At 34.6% G+C, this 16290-nt stretch carries 15 protein-coding genes; 7 read left to right on the top strand and 8 right to left on the bottom strand.

Features of this window, described 5'->3' with window-relative positions:
- Positions 1-30: 30 nt before the first annotated feature.
- Together EA412_12235 and EA412_12230 are read left to right on the top strand one after the other, a co-directional pair.
- Positions 31-1074: a nucleoid-associated protein gene (locus EA412_12235; protein ID TVR77050.1), complete on the top strand. Its 1044-nt coding sequence runs from the start codon at positions 31-33 to the stop codon at positions 1072-1074.
- A gap of 343 nt (positions 1075-1417) precedes the next feature.
- Entirely contained in the window at positions 1418-2062 is a 645-nt protein-coding gene (locus tag EA412_12230; protein ID TVR77049.1) for a peroxiredoxin, read from the top strand.
- 93 nt (positions 2063-2155) lie between these two features.
- Here the strand turns inward: EA412_12230 and EA412_12225 are convergent, their stop codons facing one another.
- From EA412_12225 to EA412_12215, 3 genes are all read right to left on the bottom strand, one after another.
- Entirely contained in the window at positions 2156-3070 is a 915-nt protein-coding gene (locus EA412_12225; protein ID TVR77048.1) for a T9SS C-terminal target domain-containing protein, read from the bottom strand.
- A gap of 96 nt (positions 3071-3166) precedes the next feature.
- Positions 3167-5284: a helix-hairpin-helix domain-containing protein gene (locus tag EA412_12220; protein ID TVR77047.1), complete on the bottom strand. Its 2118-nt coding sequence runs from the start codon at positions 5282-5284 to the stop codon at positions 3167-3169.
- Positions 5285-5305: 21 nt separating this feature from the next.
- The gene (locus EA412_12215) at positions 5306-6151 is read right to left on the bottom strand and encodes a hypothetical protein (GenBank protein TVR77046.1); all 846 of its coding nucleotides are present in this window, start codon (positions 6149-6151) and stop codon (positions 5306-5308) included.
- A 205-nt stretch (positions 6152-6356) separates the two neighbouring features.
- Between EA412_12215 and EA412_12210 the strand changes: the two genes are divergently transcribed.
- The gene (locus tag EA412_12210; protein TVR77045.1) at positions 6357-8681 is read left to right on the top strand and encodes a TonB-dependent receptor; all 2325 of its coding nucleotides are present in this window, start codon (positions 6357-6359) and stop codon (positions 8679-8681) included.
- Here EA412_12210 and EA412_12205 read toward each other — a convergent pair.
- Entirely contained in the window at positions 8678-9334 is a 657-nt protein-coding gene (locus EA412_12205; GenBank protein TVR77044.1) for a hypothetical protein, read from the bottom strand. The two genes, EA412_12210 and EA412_12205, sit on opposite strands and share 4 nt — an antisense overlap.
- A 118-nt stretch (positions 9335-9452) precedes the next feature.
- Here EA412_12205 and EA412_12200 point away from each other — a divergent pair, with 118 nt between their 5' ends.
- On the top strand, positions 9453-10319 hold the full coding sequence (locus tag EA412_12200) for a hypothetical protein (protein ID TVR77043.1): 867 nt from the start codon (positions 9453-9455) through the stop codon (positions 10317-10319).
- On the opposite strand, the gene EA412_12195 is transcribed toward EA412_12200, so the two are convergent.
- From EA412_12195 to EA412_12180, 4 genes are all read right to left on the bottom strand, one after another.
- The gene (locus EA412_12195) at positions 10316-11218 is read right to left on the bottom strand and encodes a hypothetical protein (protein ID TVR77042.1); all 903 of its coding nucleotides are present in this window, start codon (positions 11216-11218) and stop codon (positions 10316-10318) included. The genes EA412_12200 and EA412_12195 overlap by 4 nt on opposite strands.
- Positions 11157-12053 (bottom strand): hypothetical protein, encoded by an 897-nt coding sequence (locus tag EA412_12190; protein ID TVR77041.1) that lies wholly within the window; start codon positions 12051-12053, stop codon positions 11157-11159. The genes EA412_12195 and EA412_12190 overlap by 62 nt, the downstream gene beginning before the upstream one ends.
- A gap of 16 nt (positions 12054-12069) precedes the next feature.
- The gene (locus tag EA412_12185; protein TVR77040.1) at positions 12070-12522 is read right to left on the bottom strand and encodes a membrane protein insertion efficiency factor YidD; all 453 of its coding nucleotides are present in this window, start codon (positions 12520-12522) and stop codon (positions 12070-12072) included.
- A gap of 595 nt (positions 12523-13117) precedes the next feature.
- On the bottom strand, positions 13118-13579 hold the full coding sequence (locus EA412_12180) for a hypothetical protein (protein ID TVR77039.1): 462 nt from the start codon (positions 13577-13579) through the stop codon (positions 13118-13120).
- 374 nt (positions 13580-13953) lie between these two features.
- On the opposite strand from EA412_12180, the gene EA412_12175 reads away from it, so the two are divergent.
- The 3 genes from EA412_12175 to EA412_12165 are packed head-to-tail and all read left to right on the top strand — an operon-like array spanning position 13954 to position 16275.
- Complete coding sequence (locus EA412_12175) at positions 13954-15279, top strand: MBL fold metallo-hydrolase (protein ID TVR77038.1); 1326 nt, start codon at positions 13954-13956, stop codon at positions 15277-15279.
- Positions 15280-15297: 18 nt separating this feature from the next.
- The gene (locus tag EA412_12170; protein TVR77037.1) at positions 15298-15852 is read left to right on the top strand and encodes a YeeE/YedE family protein; all 555 of its coding nucleotides are present in this window, start codon (positions 15298-15300) and stop codon (positions 15850-15852) included.
- A gap of 9 nt (positions 15853-15861) precedes the next feature.
- Positions 15862-16275, top strand: a complete 414-nt coding sequence (locus EA412_12165) for a YeeE/YedE family protein (protein ID TVR77036.1) — start codon at positions 15862-15864, stop codon at positions 16273-16275.
- Positions 16276-16290 lie beyond the last annotated feature (15 nt).

Genomic DNA, 16290 nt, shown 5'->3' with positions numbered 1-16290 from the left:
ACTTCGGTTTTTAATCTAAAATAATTGTACATGTTGTTTCTTTCAGATGCTGAAATTGATGCTTTGGCTATCCATAAAGTGGGTAATAAAAATAGGGAAGAAGATTTGTTAATCTCTGATGAGTTATTAAATATCAGAGATTTAGAATTGAAAGATGCAGTTGCAAAGTATTTTTTTTCTTCTATGAAGGAAGATCTTTTTTTTACTTTTCATCATGAAACGGATATCGCGTTAAATGAAGTTTTTTATTACAGCAAAGAAATTTTTAAAAATCCTGATTCATTGTTGGAACATTCGGCTAACTTAGCCAAACTACTTTATGAACGTTCTGTGCACCCCAATGTAAAATCCGGTGAACTTTATGTGGGTTATTTCAAAAAATGTCAGGTGAATGAAGAGGAGGTTGATGCAATCGGACTTTTTAAATCAGAGTCAAGGCATAGTTTTTTAAAAGTATTGCAAAACAATAATAAAATAGATTTGGCGCATGAAAAGGGGATAGACATATCCAGATTAGATAAAGGCTGTTTGATTTATAAAACGAATGAGGAAAATGGTTACATACTGTCAGTAGTGGATAACACTAATAAAAGGTCAGAGGCAAAATATTGGATGGATGAATTTCTTCAGGTTAAGGAAAATGAAGACAATCATTATACAACGAGGAATTTTATGAATTTATGCAAGGATTTTATTACTCTGGATTTACCGGATAAATTTGAAGTTTCCAAACCGGATCAAATGGATTTATTAAGTAAGTCCGCTAATTATTTAAAGGAAAATGAGAGTCTGGATTTCAATACTTATGCGGAAAGTGTAATGGAACAGGGAGAAGTGATAGAACGTTTTAATAGTTTTAAAGACCAATATCAGGATGAAAAAGGGGTTAATCTCTACAATAACTTTGAAATATCCCCATCAACAGTTAAAAAGCAATCCAGAATTTTTAAAAGCATATTGAAGCTTGATAAGAACTTTCATATTTACATCCATGGAAATCGAAATATGATTGAACAGGGAGAAGATGAAAATGGTAGAAAGTTCTATAAGATTTATTATGAAAAGGAATCTTAGCATTAGTTAATTTAGATTATTAAAGGGTCATTTCCACAAAATAAGATTAGATATTGAGCTCAAAGTCAAATATTTTCATGCTGCCTTAATATAATGATGATTCTGACATTTAAGTCCAATATTTTTTATAGATAAAAGTAAATATATAAAATAAACTTTCTTTTAATCAAATTTATATGTAAATATATCGCATAAAAATAAAAATTAATAAAACATCTAACTACTGATGTTTTGCTGTCTTTTTGTTGTCATTTTACTTTTTTAAAATAGTCTTTTTTTGTATTTTTGCGCTCGATTTCAATCCGCATAGCGGAAATATATTTAACAATCAAAAAAAGTATTTATGAGTTTAGTAGGAAAAAAAGCACCCTTATTTGATGCAAATGCAGTAGTAGGTGGAGAAGAAATGGTAGAAAATTTTTCATTAGCTGATTATGAAGGTAAGAAGAATGTAGTTTTCTTTTTCTATCCATTGGATTTCACCTTTGTTTGCCCGACTGAGTTGATCGGATTTCAAGATAAGCTGGCTGAATTTGAGAAGAGAGATACGGTTGTTATCGGTTGCTCTGTTGATTCTCATTTTAGTCACTGGAAGTGGTTGCAAACTCCTCAGGATGTAGGTGGTATTCAGGGTGTAACTTATCCATTGGTTTCTGATTTATCTAAAACTATAGCTATGAACTATGGTGTTTTAGCCGGAGATTATGACTACAATGATAATGGAGAAGCAGTATTTAACGGAAATCCGGTTGCTTACAGAGGTTTATTTCTAATTGATAAGTCAGGAACTGTAAGACATCAGGTAGTGAATGACATGCCTTTAGGAAGAAGTGTGGATGAGGCTATCAGAATGGTTGATGCTTTGAACTTTTTTGAAGCAAAAGGGGAAGTTTGTCCGGCAAACTGGAAAGAAGGGGAAGATGCAATGCAGGCTTCTCAGGAAGGTGTTTCTTCTTACTTGTCTAAGAAAAAAACGGTTAACAATTAGTTTTAACCAAAGAAACAGTATTGTAAGAATAAAAAAGCTACCGGAAAATTTTCGGTAGCTTTTTTATTTAAAAATCTTTAAAGGTCAAATCGTTTACATTTTTAAAATCTGCTTAAGATAGCTGTTATCTTTAGTGTTGATTTGTAAAATATAACTTCCGTTTAACCAATTGTTGGTTTCAATTTTATGAGTAAAATCAATTGAGTTGGTATTAATACCTTTTTCTCTGAAAATAACTTTACCTTCTAAATTATAAACTACAACATCTACTTCCATATACTTATCCTGTAAATCATCAAATTGTATGTATAAGAAATCAGTTGCAGGATTAGGAAAGACGTTAATGCCGGACTCCTGAATTGAAAAAAACTCAACAGAAGTGGTATCTTCAGGAATAATAATTTCAAAATCACAATCCTCATTAGCAAAATCACTTTTGTATATTTCTTCTTCCAAAACGAAAGTGCAAAGCAACAGATTATTATTAACTGTATTACCGGGAAAATTAGAGATATAAGTAAATCCGGCATTGGGACCAATACCTTCAATAAAAGTTAATGGCATAGTTGTATCTTCTAAAAAAAGCAAATAATCAAACTCAATGTGTATCTTATCATCAATGACAGTTCTACTTGTGACTGTAGTTACAAGTAAACCACCGGCATTATCAATTTCAAATTCATCTCCTACATCTAAGCTTAAGTCCATTATGAGGATTTCTTCATCATTATCAAAATTTGCAGTAAAAAACCAGGTTTTACCGGCATTTAAATCTTCTCTTAGAAAGCCAATAACATTTCCTTGTTCATTTTCAATTTTAAAATAAATGATTCCATCTATAAAAACAGTTGATTTTGGTGTTTTGAAAATTTGCGTAGTCACCTCTTCATTTTGATAGCTTGCGATATGCCATTTAATTGTATCCGGCAACATCGAAGAGTAATTTTGAGCGTCAATTTTATTGAATGTAAATAACAAACAACAAATAGAAAGTAATAAATATTTCATAAGTAACTGATTAATAAAACTTTTTAAAAAAAATTATGGAATAAATTGGTTTATCAGATGTAAAAATAAGCTATAGTATTTAGAAAACTGAAAAAATCACCATCTAAATCTAACTTGTGCTTTAATTTCAGAGCGAACATTTCCATCAATTTCTTCAAGTCCGGAGCCGATTGTTTCTCTGTTAGTATAGTAGGTCTGGGCAAAACGCAGCCATAAATCTACATTTCTGATGACAGTATATCTCAGAAGTAAGTAATAGCGGGTACCTCTGTTTTGAAAAGCGGGGATTGAATAGCCGTAAAGAACATCATTTTCGTATGCATAAATTCGACTGTCAAAAGACTCTGTATCAAAAAGTGCAAATCTTGCAGTAACTCTCAACGGAAAACCGAGACTTGCATATCTTATATCCTGATAAATCAGAAAACCGGTTTCCTGAGGCCTTACGTTGTCATCAAAAAATGACATTTCAAACCGATTCCTTAGAGTGAAAGATTCAGAGATTTTGTAAGATGCCTGAAAACGAACATTGCTTCTTATCTGATCATCAATATAATTCATATTTTCTTCATTATCTCTTACATTTCTTGGTTTATTTTTAGTTTTATATCTGCCGTAAATTTCAATATTTCTGGATGGACGATAGGTTAACTGAACTAAATAATCCGTGCCAAAGGAAGGTGCGTCAGTTTGAAAACGCAACCAATCGTGTCTGAAAATATCTGCATAAGCATCTAAACGCCAGTTTCTCACCGGCCTGATAGACAGCCCCATATATAAGCCGTTTTCATTTACCGGTCTGGTTTGCTCAGCAAAGGCATTAGCAAAAAGGCTTTGGTAATCTTTCGTGAAATATCTATGCAGCAAAGAAAAGTCTGCCCGATTACCTAAACCGGCAATAAGTCCGTTGAGTGTTGCAAAACCACCATTTTGACTCATAGCGGTTTCTCCAAAGAAGTTGAGGTTTCGCCAAATATAATTATACTCAAGGCTGAAATTAGTCAGTGAACCGCTAGAATATTCAAATTGGTTATAAGGTCGTGTATTTCTCTGAAAATCTGTATCTGTTTGATGGTGGACAGCAGAAAGTCCTATGTATCTGGTTCTTTGCTGATATCTTAAGTTAGCTCCAAAAATAGTTTGCTGGACGGCATTCCGATTTCTCATTTCCGTTTCTGTACGATGCAGCCCGCTTTGCTGAAAAGAAGAAAATCCAACAACTTGAAATACTTCCGGGTCAAGGGTGTCTGTTTGAGTTATCACAGATGCATCTACGGGTTTGTGTGATCCAAAAACTGTTGCCTGTAAGTTATCCGTAATATTAACAGTCCCGGCTACACCGCGGAGAAATCTGTTTTCATTTACAGAAGTGTAGGGGCGAAGTGTTCTGCCATCTTTTTTTATACTCATAACAAAAGCGCTTTTTCGGGTAGCAAAGCCTCCCCACATAACCAGCCCCTGTCCAATACTTACTTCATAGTCACCAATTGCAATAGCTTCCATAGGGCCTATATCTCGCAAAAACAAATGTCCGGAATAGTAATCGAAGCCTTGCTTTTGAGTGCCTTTAAAAAACTCCTCACCCGGATCTTTTTCCGCTGTAAAGCCATAAGAAATTCGGTTGCCAAAAGTGTATCTTAATCGTGTATAGAGTCTGTAAGGGCTTCCTAAATATCTGGTTGCTGTACTGCCTTCAGGGAGAGGTGAATAACCTCTTTGCTCTTCAAGAACTTGCTGATATCTTACAAACCACACATAATCTCCTTCATACAACATTCTCCCTAAAGGAATTTGAAAGTCATCCAGTTCACCTCTGACCCTTACAAAAGGAAGTACACTTTCAATTGTTCTCAGGTCCCATTCAGGCACCACCTGCAATTCATAAATGTTTGCTAAATGCCCAAATTCATCTATATAATTTAATAATGCTGCAATTTGTATATCTGTTAAAAAAGGAATTGCTGCCAAATCTTCATAACGTGCTCTATTTAAATCCAATGGTCTGCGTTGCAATAATTCCAAATCTTCCAGATAGGATTCAAATTCAAACTCGGCTTCAGTTTCTTCAACTATCGATTCTATTAAATCTATGATTGCCCGGTCTTCTTGTTGACGTTCTATCTCAAACTCTCCTTCCGGTGGTGGAGGGTCATCTTCGGCAATTAGAAGGATGTGAGTTAAGAAGAAAAGTAAAAGTAAATTTTTAACTTTCATAAGATGTATTCTATTAGCGACTTAATCGGTTAAATCTGTTTTAGATGTAGAACTTCCAAAATAATAAGCAATAGATAAATGAGGTGTAAATCCCATAACCGGATGATAAAAAGAGGAAATATCAATAAGTAAATTATTTACATTAAAACCCAGTCCAAGAGATGGAGATGCAGGATCTGTCAAAAGCCCTAAACGTACTGATAATAAATCAGACATAGCATAATCAAGGCCAAATCTAAAGCGAAAATCCTGATTTAAATCCTTTTCAGTTTCAGCCATTAAAAACACATTTTTTAAGGGTTCATACCTTAAACCGAGTCCAATTACTGTAGGAATAACTTCCTCCTGAAAATCTTCCAGTGTTATTCTAAGCGGATTATAAATGTGACTGGCAATTAACAAATCCGGATTTATAAAATATTGAACACCTAATTCAAAAGTAAAGGTATTTCTTTGTCCAAATTCAGCAATATTAAGGCCTAAATAACTGATTTGACCACCTAAGGTTAAATTTTCAGATAACTTTCTACCATACGCAATGCCGACTTTTCTTTCATTGTAATTACTATTTCCAAAATAAGTAAGTGAAAGTCCGAAAACTCCGGATGAAGTTGGTAATACAAATGCTCCTTGAATTTTATCTAGTCCTTCTACCATAAACCTTCGTTCAGCATGAAATCCAAAGGCTGTTTTTTCCTGAAATCCTATTGCAGCCTGATTGTTGTACACTGAAAAAACATCTGATTGAACTGTTCTGATACCAGCGGTTCCGGCGGATTTTCCGCCGGCAAATGTTTTTCCCAGGGCACCATAACTATCCATTACAGTAAAGGAAATGATAAGAAAGGTGAAAATTAGTTTTAACATAAATATTAGTTTCAACACAAAAAAAACAAAAAAATAGACAATAATGGAAGAAAAGCTGAAAATTGATGTTTAAATAACCAAACTTTCTTTGAATAATATTACTTGATAGAGATGATTTTTACTTTTAATGTGCAAATACTATTTACCGAAAAAAAGTGTTTCTTAGCTTTTATAAACTTAAAATAGTAATTTTGCGCTCAATTAAATGCTTTTTATGTTTAGGTATAATTTATTTATTTTCCTTTCATTGATATACTTTTTTGTACCGGGTGCTTCTGCTCAGAATGTTAATGGTGTAGTTACAGATAGTAAAACAAATGAGCCATTGATTGGAGTAAATATTCTGGTAGAAGGACATGGTGGAACATCAACAGATTTAGACGGCCGGTTTATTTTAAATCTTGAAAATGGAGAATACAATATATTGGTTTCTTATTTAGGTTATCAAACCAAAACAGAATCAATAGTTATCAGCACTGATCAGATTTATGATTTATCTTTTATGCTTAAGCCTTCAAGCAGGGAGTTAGATATGGTTGTTGTAAGCGGAGGTAAATTTGAGCGGAAAATTACAGAAGAAACAGTTTCTATTGATGTTTTAAATGTGGAGTTGTTGCAGCGAACAAATTCAGTTCGTTTGAATGATGCTATTGAAAAAGTCCCGGGAGTCACTTTATTAGACGGTCAGGCAACTATCAGAGGTGGTTCCGGTTATGCGTATGGTGCCGGTAGCAGGGTAATGGTAGTAGTAGATGACATGCCAATGATTACTGCTGATCGTGGAGATATAAGATGGTCATCCATTCCTATGGAGGTAGCGGAACAGGTAGAAGTCATGAAAGGAGCGGCTTCTTCTTTATACGGAGCTTCCGCGCTCAATGGTGTGATTAATATTAGAACCGCATTTCCTGGCTCAGAACCGGAAACAAGAGTAAACCTTTTTTATGGTATTACAGATAACCCTCCCAGAGAAGAAACAAAGTGGTGGGATTACCCTCCTTATGAAGCCGGTTTGAGCATTGCTCATTTACAACGCTTTGGCAGATTTGATTTGGTTTTATCAGCTTTTGCAACACAGAAAAAAGGGCATTTGCGACTGGAAGATGATAATATTTACCGGGTTAATTTTAAAACCAGATATCGCCCTGAATCTATAGAAGGTCTTTCCTTTGGAATAAATGGGAATGTGACATATTCTGATGAAGGGGAGTTTTTCTTCTGGGAAAATGCAAGTGAGGGTGCGTATATACCAAGTGGAAGTGAAGGGCCGGATAGCAGAGGGACTTTATACAGAGGCAGAAGGACAAATTTCAATATAGACCCTTATGTAACATATTTCGACAGCAGAGGTAACAGACACTCACTTAGAAGCAGAATTTATACATTGTGGCAATATTATTCACGTGGAGGATATGCAACGGCCAGTATAATAAATGCTGAATATCAATTTCAGCGGACTTTTGCGAATGATTGGACATGGACCTCAGGAGTAGGGAATAACTACTTTTTTACTTTAAATAAAGATTTGGGAGATAATACCGGGAATCTGTCTTCTATTTTCACTCAATTGGATATGAAAATAAAAGATTTGACACTGGTTGCCGGTTTCAGGTGGGAAGTGTTCAACTTAAACGACAGCCTTGGAGCATCTTTGCCGGTAGGTAGACTTGGACTAAACTATCCGGTTACAAGAACAACACACATGAGAGCTTCTATAGGTCAGGGATATCGCTTCCCTTCTATTGCTGAAAGGTTTGTTGAGACAGATGTGGGAGATATAAGCATTTTCCCGAATCCGGATTTAAAACCTGAATATGGCTATTCGGCTGAACTGGGAGTAAAACAATCTATTGCCATCAGAAATTGGAGTAGTTATTTGGATTTAGCCCTTTTCTGGACAGATTACTGGGAAATGACCGAGTTTCAAATTGGTGTTTATCCTCCTCCGGGACAACCACCTTCTCCAAACTATATTGGTTTTAGATCTGAAAATGTTAGTCGTGCCAGAATAGCCGGTTTTGAGCTGGGTTGGTTAGGTGAAGGTAGTTTGTCTGAGAATACAGATATGCGTTTCTATGGAGGGTATACTTATGTTTATCCTGCTGATTTAACAGCTGATACTCTACTTGCGAAAGGAGATGTATTTGCGGATAGGTTTATTAATGATTTTCTGGTTAGAAATAATGAAAATGTCGACGGACTCTTAAAGTATCGCTACCGACACATGGTAAAAGCAGATGTTGAATTTGACTGGAAGCAATTTACTTTTGGATTTGATACCCGTTTTTATAGTTATATAGAAAATATTGATCAAATATTTCTGATTTTTATCCCTGATATTGCAGAGTATCGGGAAAACGAATCTAGGACAGGGAATTGGGTGTTTGGATTAAGGCTGGGTTATCAGGTGAATGATATGATTAATGTTCGCTTTATTGCAAATAATATTCTAAACAGGGAGTATTATATCAGACCGGCAAAACTTGAGCAGCCCAGAAACTACTTAATGCAGCTATCCTTTAATTTTTAAAAGGGATATCCAAAATTAATTCCAAGACTGAATTTTACTCCATTATTTAGAAGCTCAAAGTCTTCTGAAGTGCTAAACCTGTCTTTTGACATTATGTAATTATATCTGTAACCCAGACCGGTAAATAGATCAACAGCGATTTTGTCTAAAAAAAAGAACTGCCATCCTAATAGCAAGTTGGCATTTATATAATATACTTTTAAATAATCATTAATAAAACCTCTTGGGTTAATTTTAGCTAAGGAATAAGAAGCGTGGGGGGAGACGTAAATTCCGGTAGGTGAATATTGATCTTTTGACAGATAAAATTTATAGCCCGCCTGTACTCTGAATCCATTTACTACTAAATCAATTCCGGTAGTATCTTTGAATTCATTAAAGAAATAGCGTGTAATAAAATTAGCATATAAATAAGAGGCGCCTATATTATAGGATTGCTTCAGCCCGTTTGTTCTCTCATATAAAACTCTGAACTCGGCAGTTAAAGGGTTTTGGGAAATTAAAAGAGCAAATGGATTTGTTTTTAAAATGTGCTGTTTTTCTTGCTTGAAATTATTTAAATCCAGGCTTTGGGGTAATCTTTCATTATTTTGAGAGAAAACTAAAAAGTAATTAAAGCTTAGTAGAATAAAAATGAATAATTTAATTTTCAAAAGACTTGTTTTGGAGGTAAATATATAAAAAATGGTTTAATTCTTTTAGTTTCGCATTATGCTTCTTAAGTCCGCTACTTTTATTCTATTTTGTGGGGTTTTACTTTGTAATACCTTTTTGTATGCAATTGATACAGAAGATTCTGAAATTCAAAAGGTATTCAAACAAATTTACAATTTAGAACTTCAATCACTTTTAAGCAAGGAACATCATCCGGATTTTACGGAAAATCAGTTTTATCATCTGTATAAAACACATTATTACTGGTGGTCTTTCATCAGCGGAGATGACTCAAAAAATTTTAAAGAGCTGGCTTTGCAATCAATAGAATCAGGAGTTTCAGCTTTGAGCAATAAAAGCAGAAGAGAACTTAGTCGTGAAGAAATTTTTATTTTGGTTAGTCTGCATGGTTTTAGTTCCCGGATTTCAATGCTTGATGAAAAACTTTGGCCGGCATTTAGAAGCATGGAAGAGACCATGTCTTTAATTAGAATTGTTTTGCGTAATACAAATAATAATTATGACCCGTATAATCTTTTGGCCGGTATTTATTTGTATAATATGGATCACCTCATAAGATCCTATCCGATATTTTATCCGGCTGTTATTTTTTACCCCAAAGGAGATAGGGAAAAAGGATTTGATTATTTACATAAAGCGGCCAAATCTGATAATTTACTGATAAGCGTAGAGGCAAATTATTTTTTAATGAAAATTTATGCGGATTTAGAAAATGATTTTACCAATGCATTGATACATGCAGTTAATTTAATTGAAGTTGCTCCTGAAAACTACATTTTCCAGTACTATTATGTTAAAAGTCTTAAAAACTTAGGTTATCCGGAAACAGTTTTGGAAAGGAGAGTGAATAATATTTTAAGCAAGTTAAATCTCAATAGTGAGTTGCCGCTATCTTCTAAGCAGCATCTTGAAAAAGAGATGAAATCATTATTGGCATCTTCTACTGCCTCTGTGAAGCATTAATTTTCTTCAACATTTGGATATTGATTTTCTTCAACCAGATTGATTAAGTCTAATAAAAGATCACTTCTTAAATCATCTTTTCTGATTCTTACAGCTTCTGCTGCATTGCCATAGCCACCCATATAATATCTCATAAACCAGGGAAAGTAAGTAATAGATGCGTCAACCCAACTGAGAGTTAATGCCGTTGAATAGCCAATTGCTACTATGCCTGCTGTAAGTAAAAGAGAGTTCAGGCCTCCCCGGATATCTCCTGCATAAAACTGTCCTGAACCGGGAATTATCATACTCATGATTCTCGCTGTTCTGGGGTTTAGTCGGTCAATTCTTTTATTGTTTTCAAAAATATTTTCGATTTCCTGCTTGTAAAAAATGCTGTCTGAGGTTTGAATTTTCAGGAAATAATCTTTTGAATTTTCAAATTCCAAAACCTGAAAGTAACTTAAGGCTAAAAAGAAGTTATACTGATTGGCAAATTTGGGATCTCCGGGCTCGTCTATACTGAATAACTCCATTCTGGCTCGAATATAATTACCTTCAACTATAAGCAGAAAAGATTTTTTAAGTAAAAAAGTCAATTTATCTTCTTCATCTTCAGTTGCATAATATGCAAGATCATAATAAGAAATGGCTCTGCGAAAGTCACCGGTTTCATAATAAGCATCTGCAAGTAAATGAAAGGCTTTGGAGCTGAACTCCTGATCATCAAAGTATATTACTCTTTCAAAAGCCGGAATAGCCGCTTCATAATTTCCCCGGGCATACATCTCTTTCCCAAACTTCAGTGTCTCTTCAATAGTTTGAGCAGAAATAGTTGTAACACAACAAATAAGAAAATTAATCAGTAAGCCAGTCAAAACTTTGTACATGATGTCGTATTTGATGTTTTTGAATTTCATTACTTTTTTCAGCGGCTCTCCAGGAACCGTAAAGGTTTCCGGAATAAAAGCCAAGACCTATTGCTCCAAATACCCAACCATGAGCACTTTCGACCCCTCTGCGAGAGAAGCCTCTGTAGGCCTGAAAAGCAGCTCCGCCCACAAACAGAAAAGAAATAATTCCATCTTTCCATGCACCTGCATAAACTTTACCTAAGCCGGGGACAACCGTTGATAAGCCTAATGCAACTCCGGGTCTTTTATGATTGTAAGATTCAGCAGCATTAATGAGTGGTCTGAAGCGCAAATCAGCAGCTCTGTTATCAAAACCCTTCTCTGTATATAAAGAAATAGCTTTGTCATAATCATCCTGCATAAAAGCTATTTGAAGGTTGAGTTCAAGCCTTTCGTCAGCATTGAATTTATCAGTAGTTACTAAATAAGATTCTGCAGATTCAAAATTTCCCAGATAAATATTTAAGGCAATCAATTCCTTTAACATATCTGCTGATAGCGTTTCGGGCAAACCATGTCGTTTATAAATTTCGTTAATAGCATTTTCATATTTACCGGTTTTTCTCAAAGCCCGAATGAGGAAGTTTGCAGCTTCACCTTTCTCATCATTCATAAAAAGAACTCTTTCAAATTCAATTATAGATTGTGGATAATCTCCTTTGTAGTAAAGGTATTTACCAAAATTCATTGAGTTCTCTTCATTGTAAATATTTTCAGCCTTTTCCAAAAAAACAGTATCTGTTTTTATTTCAGAAAGCGTATCATTTTGAGAAAATGCAGGCGTTACAATGAATAAAAAACACCCTGCAAACAGGAGTGAAGTAAAAATATTTAGAGGCATAAATTGGTTATTAAGTTTATTTTACCGGATCTTTTAAAAGACGTCTTTCGGGGTGAACTTCATATAGTTCCGGACTTAGTCCGTTGCAACGCATTAAACGGTCAAAAGTATTAATTATACCTATAAATGCCCCCTGTTGTTGTATAGCAAGTAATCCAAATTCTGAGCAGGATGGCCAAAATTGGCAATTCCCCTCATCTTGAGAAGAAATAAACTCTTTGTAAAACCAATATAATCCGGAAAACATAATCTGGAACTCATTATCACTATTCTTGATAAAGTTATAAGCAGGCTCTTTTGACTTGCCTGCATTCGTCAGATTGTTCCTTAACACTTCAAATTTTTCGTTATTTGCCTGAAGTGGGTTGAATGTCAGAAACATCATAATTGTAAATATGATTGTCTTGCAGGTCATTGACTTTGACATTTCTAAAACGGGTTTCTTTATAAAGCTCCTGATCATTAACATATGCAATTTGTATAATTCTGGTTGGAAATTCTAATCCTCTGACATTTACATAATCTCTAAAAAACTGTCTGTTTAATAAATTTTCTTCAGCATCGTAAAAGGCTATACCATATATCTTTCTATCTTTTTGTGAAATTATGATATCTCCAATTAAATCTTCAAGTTCCTGTATGATGTGATAGGTGGTAATTACCATACCCTCATCTCTGATAACGTTACCTACTTGATAATATTTGTCATCAATACCATAATCATGTAAGTTGCCGCTAAGAGCATAATGGAACATCGTAAATTCAGTAAAGGCGGGAAAAGAAAATACTTCAGTTTCATCAGGTTTTATACTGTAAAAAAAAGTATCTCTCAATACCCATGTTTCTGCTTCCGGGAAACGAATATCATAAACTAACTTCTTATAGTTTTTATCGTAATATACAGTTCCCATGATTAGCTGATCTTTACCATCAGCTAATTTTTCTTTAATTGAAAAGTCAGCTTTTATCCTAAAAAAATGTTGCCCAAGAAGACTCTCGGGCAACATGGTAAAAATACTTATTAAGATAAATGCTATGAAATATAGCTTCATTAATAGTTAAATTTAAAAGAATAAGAACCCTGAAGCTCCTAATATAATAGCATAAACTAACCAGAATAGGAAATAGAGTGCAACACTGGCAATACAACCCCAAAGTGCTTTGATGGTTTCATCACGTGATTCGCTGATTAGGTATACAATAAGTATCCCAACTGCACCCAGACAGAATCCCCAAAGGAAAGATGGTATTCCTAATGGAGCCTGATACCCAACAGCTGAAGACATTAGACTTGAACGATCCATGCTTAGGTCTACAGCATTTAAAAGTGGTGAACCTGAAGCTTCAAGTTCAGAAAGTGTTACTCCGTGGTTTTCTAAAAGAAATGATTCTAACTCGCTAACGCCATTGAAGGATTCGTTAAAAGTTTGTTCATCAAATTCAAATAGATCCGCTGAATACGAAAATGCAGGCACACTTATAATAGTAAGTGCCATAAGTAGAAAAAAGTTTTTCATAGTTTTCATGATGATTTGGTTTTGTTAATAATTAATACAAGTTTAAAAAATATTTTTGAATACGGAACAATGTTATGACAAATAAAGTAAAATTAAAGCATGTAAGATGAACTTTTATGTATATTTTTTGAAGTCTTTTATATTGAAAATTACACATCATTACTGGAAAAAAAACGTCAGGATGTTGTAAGTATCTGTATATCAATAATGAAAATGGGATTGTTGAGAAAAATCTTTAGGTAAATCTGTCACAAAGGCTATCATTTTTCAGATTTTTAATTTAAAAAAAGTTTTTTAACAAATACTATTTTTTTTTCTGAACTAATTTACATATCTTTGCATTTAGATACTTAGATATGAATTTTAAACAAAAACATTAAAAAATGATAGTAGAACAATTTTATGACAAAGGTTTGGCACATGCCAGTTATGTAATTATTAGCGGAAAAGAAGCGGCATTGGTAGATCCGGCCAGAGATCCTAAGCCGTATTATGAATTTGTAGACAAGCATAATGCAAAAATCACAAAGGTTTTTGAAACGCATCCACATGCAGATTTTGTGAGTTCTCATTTAGAGATATCAGAAACGACAGGGGCGGATATTTATGTGAGCGAGCTTTTAGGTGCGGATTATCCTCATAAGTCACTTAATGAGGGAGACACCGTAACTTTAGGAGAAGTAAACTTTAGAATTATACATACTCCGGGTCACTCTCCGGACAGTATAACACTTTTATTACTTGACAAGGACGGTAAGCAGCACGGCGTTTTTACCGGAGATACATTATTTATTGGAGACGTTGGAAGACCGGATTTAAGAGAAAAAGCGGGTTCTATACATGCTAAAAGAGAAGAGTTGGCAAAAGATATGTACACCTCAACTCGTGAAAAGCTGATGAAGCTTGAAGAACAAGTTATGGTCTATCCGGCACACGGAGCGGGTTCTTTATGTGGTAAAAATCTAAGTACGGATCTTACCAGTACTATAGGAAAAGAATTAGAGCAAAATACAGCTCTACAACCTATGGATGAAGACACTTTTGTAAAAATGCTTTTAGAAGATCAACCCTTTATTCCAAAATACTTTGGATATAATGTTGCTTTAAATAAAGCAGGAGCACCAGCCTATGAAGAAAGTATTAAGGCGGTAAATCGTCCGGAAGGCGATGTGAATATTGAAGATGGGCATGTAATTATAGATACCAGAGATGAAAGAGAATTTAAGAAGGGGCATCTGAAGGGTAGTATAAACCTGATGAATGGCGGGAAGTTTGAAACATGGTTAGGTTCTATTGTCAGCCCTGACGAAAAGTATTATTTACTTGCAGAGGATGAGAATAGCAGGGAAGAATTGATTGAGAAAGCTGCAAAAATCGGTTATGAACTGAATATTAAAGCCGCAATTCTACCACAATCAAATATGAGCACTCAATCAGAGGATTTACCAATCGAAGATTTCGATAAAAATCCGGATTCATTCACTATAGTAGATGTGCGAAACGAGGGAGAGGCAAAAGAAGCGAAGTTCACCAACCGAATTCTTATTCCACTTAATGAATTAAGGGAGCGGTATGCTGAGATTCCTACAGGAAAGCCGGTTGTGGTTCATTGTGCCGCAGGTTACAGAAGTGCTGCCGGTTCGAGTATTTTAGAAGGTGCACTTAAAGATAAAGTGTATGATCTGGGTGAGCGAATCAATAATTATTAATAATTAAAACAAAGAAAGATGAATTTTTTATACGAGCCCTGGCCATGGTATGTGGCCGGGCCTTTAATAGGTATTACATTATTTTTACTCTTATGGGTAAGTAATAAAAACCTTGGTATTTCCTCGAGCTTTAGACATGTATGTGCAGCTTGTGTGCCGGCGAATATTTCATTTTTGAAATATGATTGGAAAGCAGAAAAGTGGAATTTGATTTTTGTATTAGGTGTTTTTTTAGGCGGTGTGATTGCATGGAATGTAATTGGACATCCGGAACTAATAGCTATATCAGATGCCACAATCAGAGACATTCAAAAGTTAGGAATAAGTCATGAGTCCGGTTTATTACCTTCTTCACTGATTTCTTTTGAGAGTTTTATCACATGGCAAGGATTTTTATTTATGGCTATAGGTGGGTTTTTTGTTGGTTTTGGAACCCGGTATGCCGGAGGTTGCACCTCCGGTCATGCCATCACCGGCTTATCTCATTTGCAATGGGCATCATTATTGGCTGTTGTTGGATTTTTTGCAGGTGGCTTAGTAATGACACACCTTATATTTCCCTTAATCTTTTAAATATTAGTTATGATTAGATGGTTTATATATTTGTTTTTAGGTATCCTTTTTGGGATAATATTAACAAAAAGTGAAGTGATTTCCTGGTATCGTATTCAGGAGATGTTCCGGTTTCAATCCTTTCATATGTATGGAATAATTGGTAGTGCCATTTTTACCGGGATGGTTTTAATAGGGTTGCTAAAACTGAACGGAGGAAAAGCAATTGATGGTACAAAAATTGATTTCCCCAAAAAAGTATATAACCATGGTTATATAATTGGAGGAAGTATATTTGGAATGGGGTGGGCTATGACAGGAGCATGTCCAGGACCTTTATTTGCTTTGGTTGGAGCAGGTGTTTATCCTGTATTAATAATTATATTGTTTGCATTAATAGGAACATGGGTTTATAGTTACTTTAGACCTAATTTACCACATTAATTGTTTAGTTTTATA

The organism is Chitinophagaceae bacterium (assembly GCA_007695095.1).
Taxonomy (GTDB): domain Bacteria; phylum Bacteroidota; class Bacteroidia; order Chitinophagales; family REEL01; genus REEL01.
The sequence above is the reverse complement of the archived record's forward strand: the minus strand, read 5'-3'. Positions and strand labels throughout refer to the sequence as shown.

Coding starts and splice junctions, on each gene's coding strand:
- EA412_12235 (TVR77050.1), top strand. CDS start 31: ATGTTGTTTCTTTCAGATGCTGAAATTGATGCTTTGGCTATCCATAAA.
- EA412_12230 (TVR77049.1), top strand. CDS start 1,418: ATGAGTTTAGTAGGAAAAAAAGCACCCTTATTTGATGCAAATGCAGTA.
- EA412_12225 (TVR77048.1), bottom strand. CDS start 3,070: ATGAAATATTTATTACTTTCTATTTGTTGTTTGTTATTTACATTCAAT.
- EA412_12220 (TVR77047.1), bottom strand. CDS start 5,284: ATGAAAGTTAAAAATTTACTTTTACTTTTCTTCTTAACTCACATCCTT.
- EA412_12215 (TVR77046.1), bottom strand. CDS start 6,151: ATGTTAAAACTAATTTTCACCTTTCTTATCATTTCCTTTACTGTAATG.
- EA412_12210 (TVR77045.1), top strand. CDS start 6,357: ATGCTTTTTATGTTTAGGTATAATTTATTTATTTTCCTTTCATTGATA.
- EA412_12195 (TVR77042.1), bottom strand. CDS start 11,218: ATGAAATTCAAAAACATCAAATACGACATCATGTACAAAGTTTTGACT.
- EA412_12190 (TVR77041.1), bottom strand. CDS start 12,053: ATGCCTCTAAATATTTTTACTTCACTCCTGTTTGCAGGGTGTTTTTTA.
- EA412_12185 (TVR77040.1), bottom strand. CDS start 12,522: ATGTTAATGATCAGGAGCTTTATAAAGAAACCCGTTTTAGAAATGTCA.
- EA412_12180 (TVR77039.1), bottom strand. CDS start 13,579: ATGAAAACTATGAAAAACTTTTTTCTACTTATGGCACTTACTATTATA.
- EA412_12175 (TVR77038.1), top strand. CDS start 13,954: ATGATAGTAGAACAATTTTATGACAAAGGTTTGGCACATGCCAGTTAT.
- EA412_12170 (TVR77037.1), top strand. CDS start 15,298: ATGAATTTTTTATACGAGCCCTGGCCATGGTATGTGGCCGGGCCTTTA.
- EA412_12165 (TVR77036.1), top strand. CDS start 15,862: ATGATTAGATGGTTTATATATTTGTTTTTAGGTATCCTTTTTGGGATA.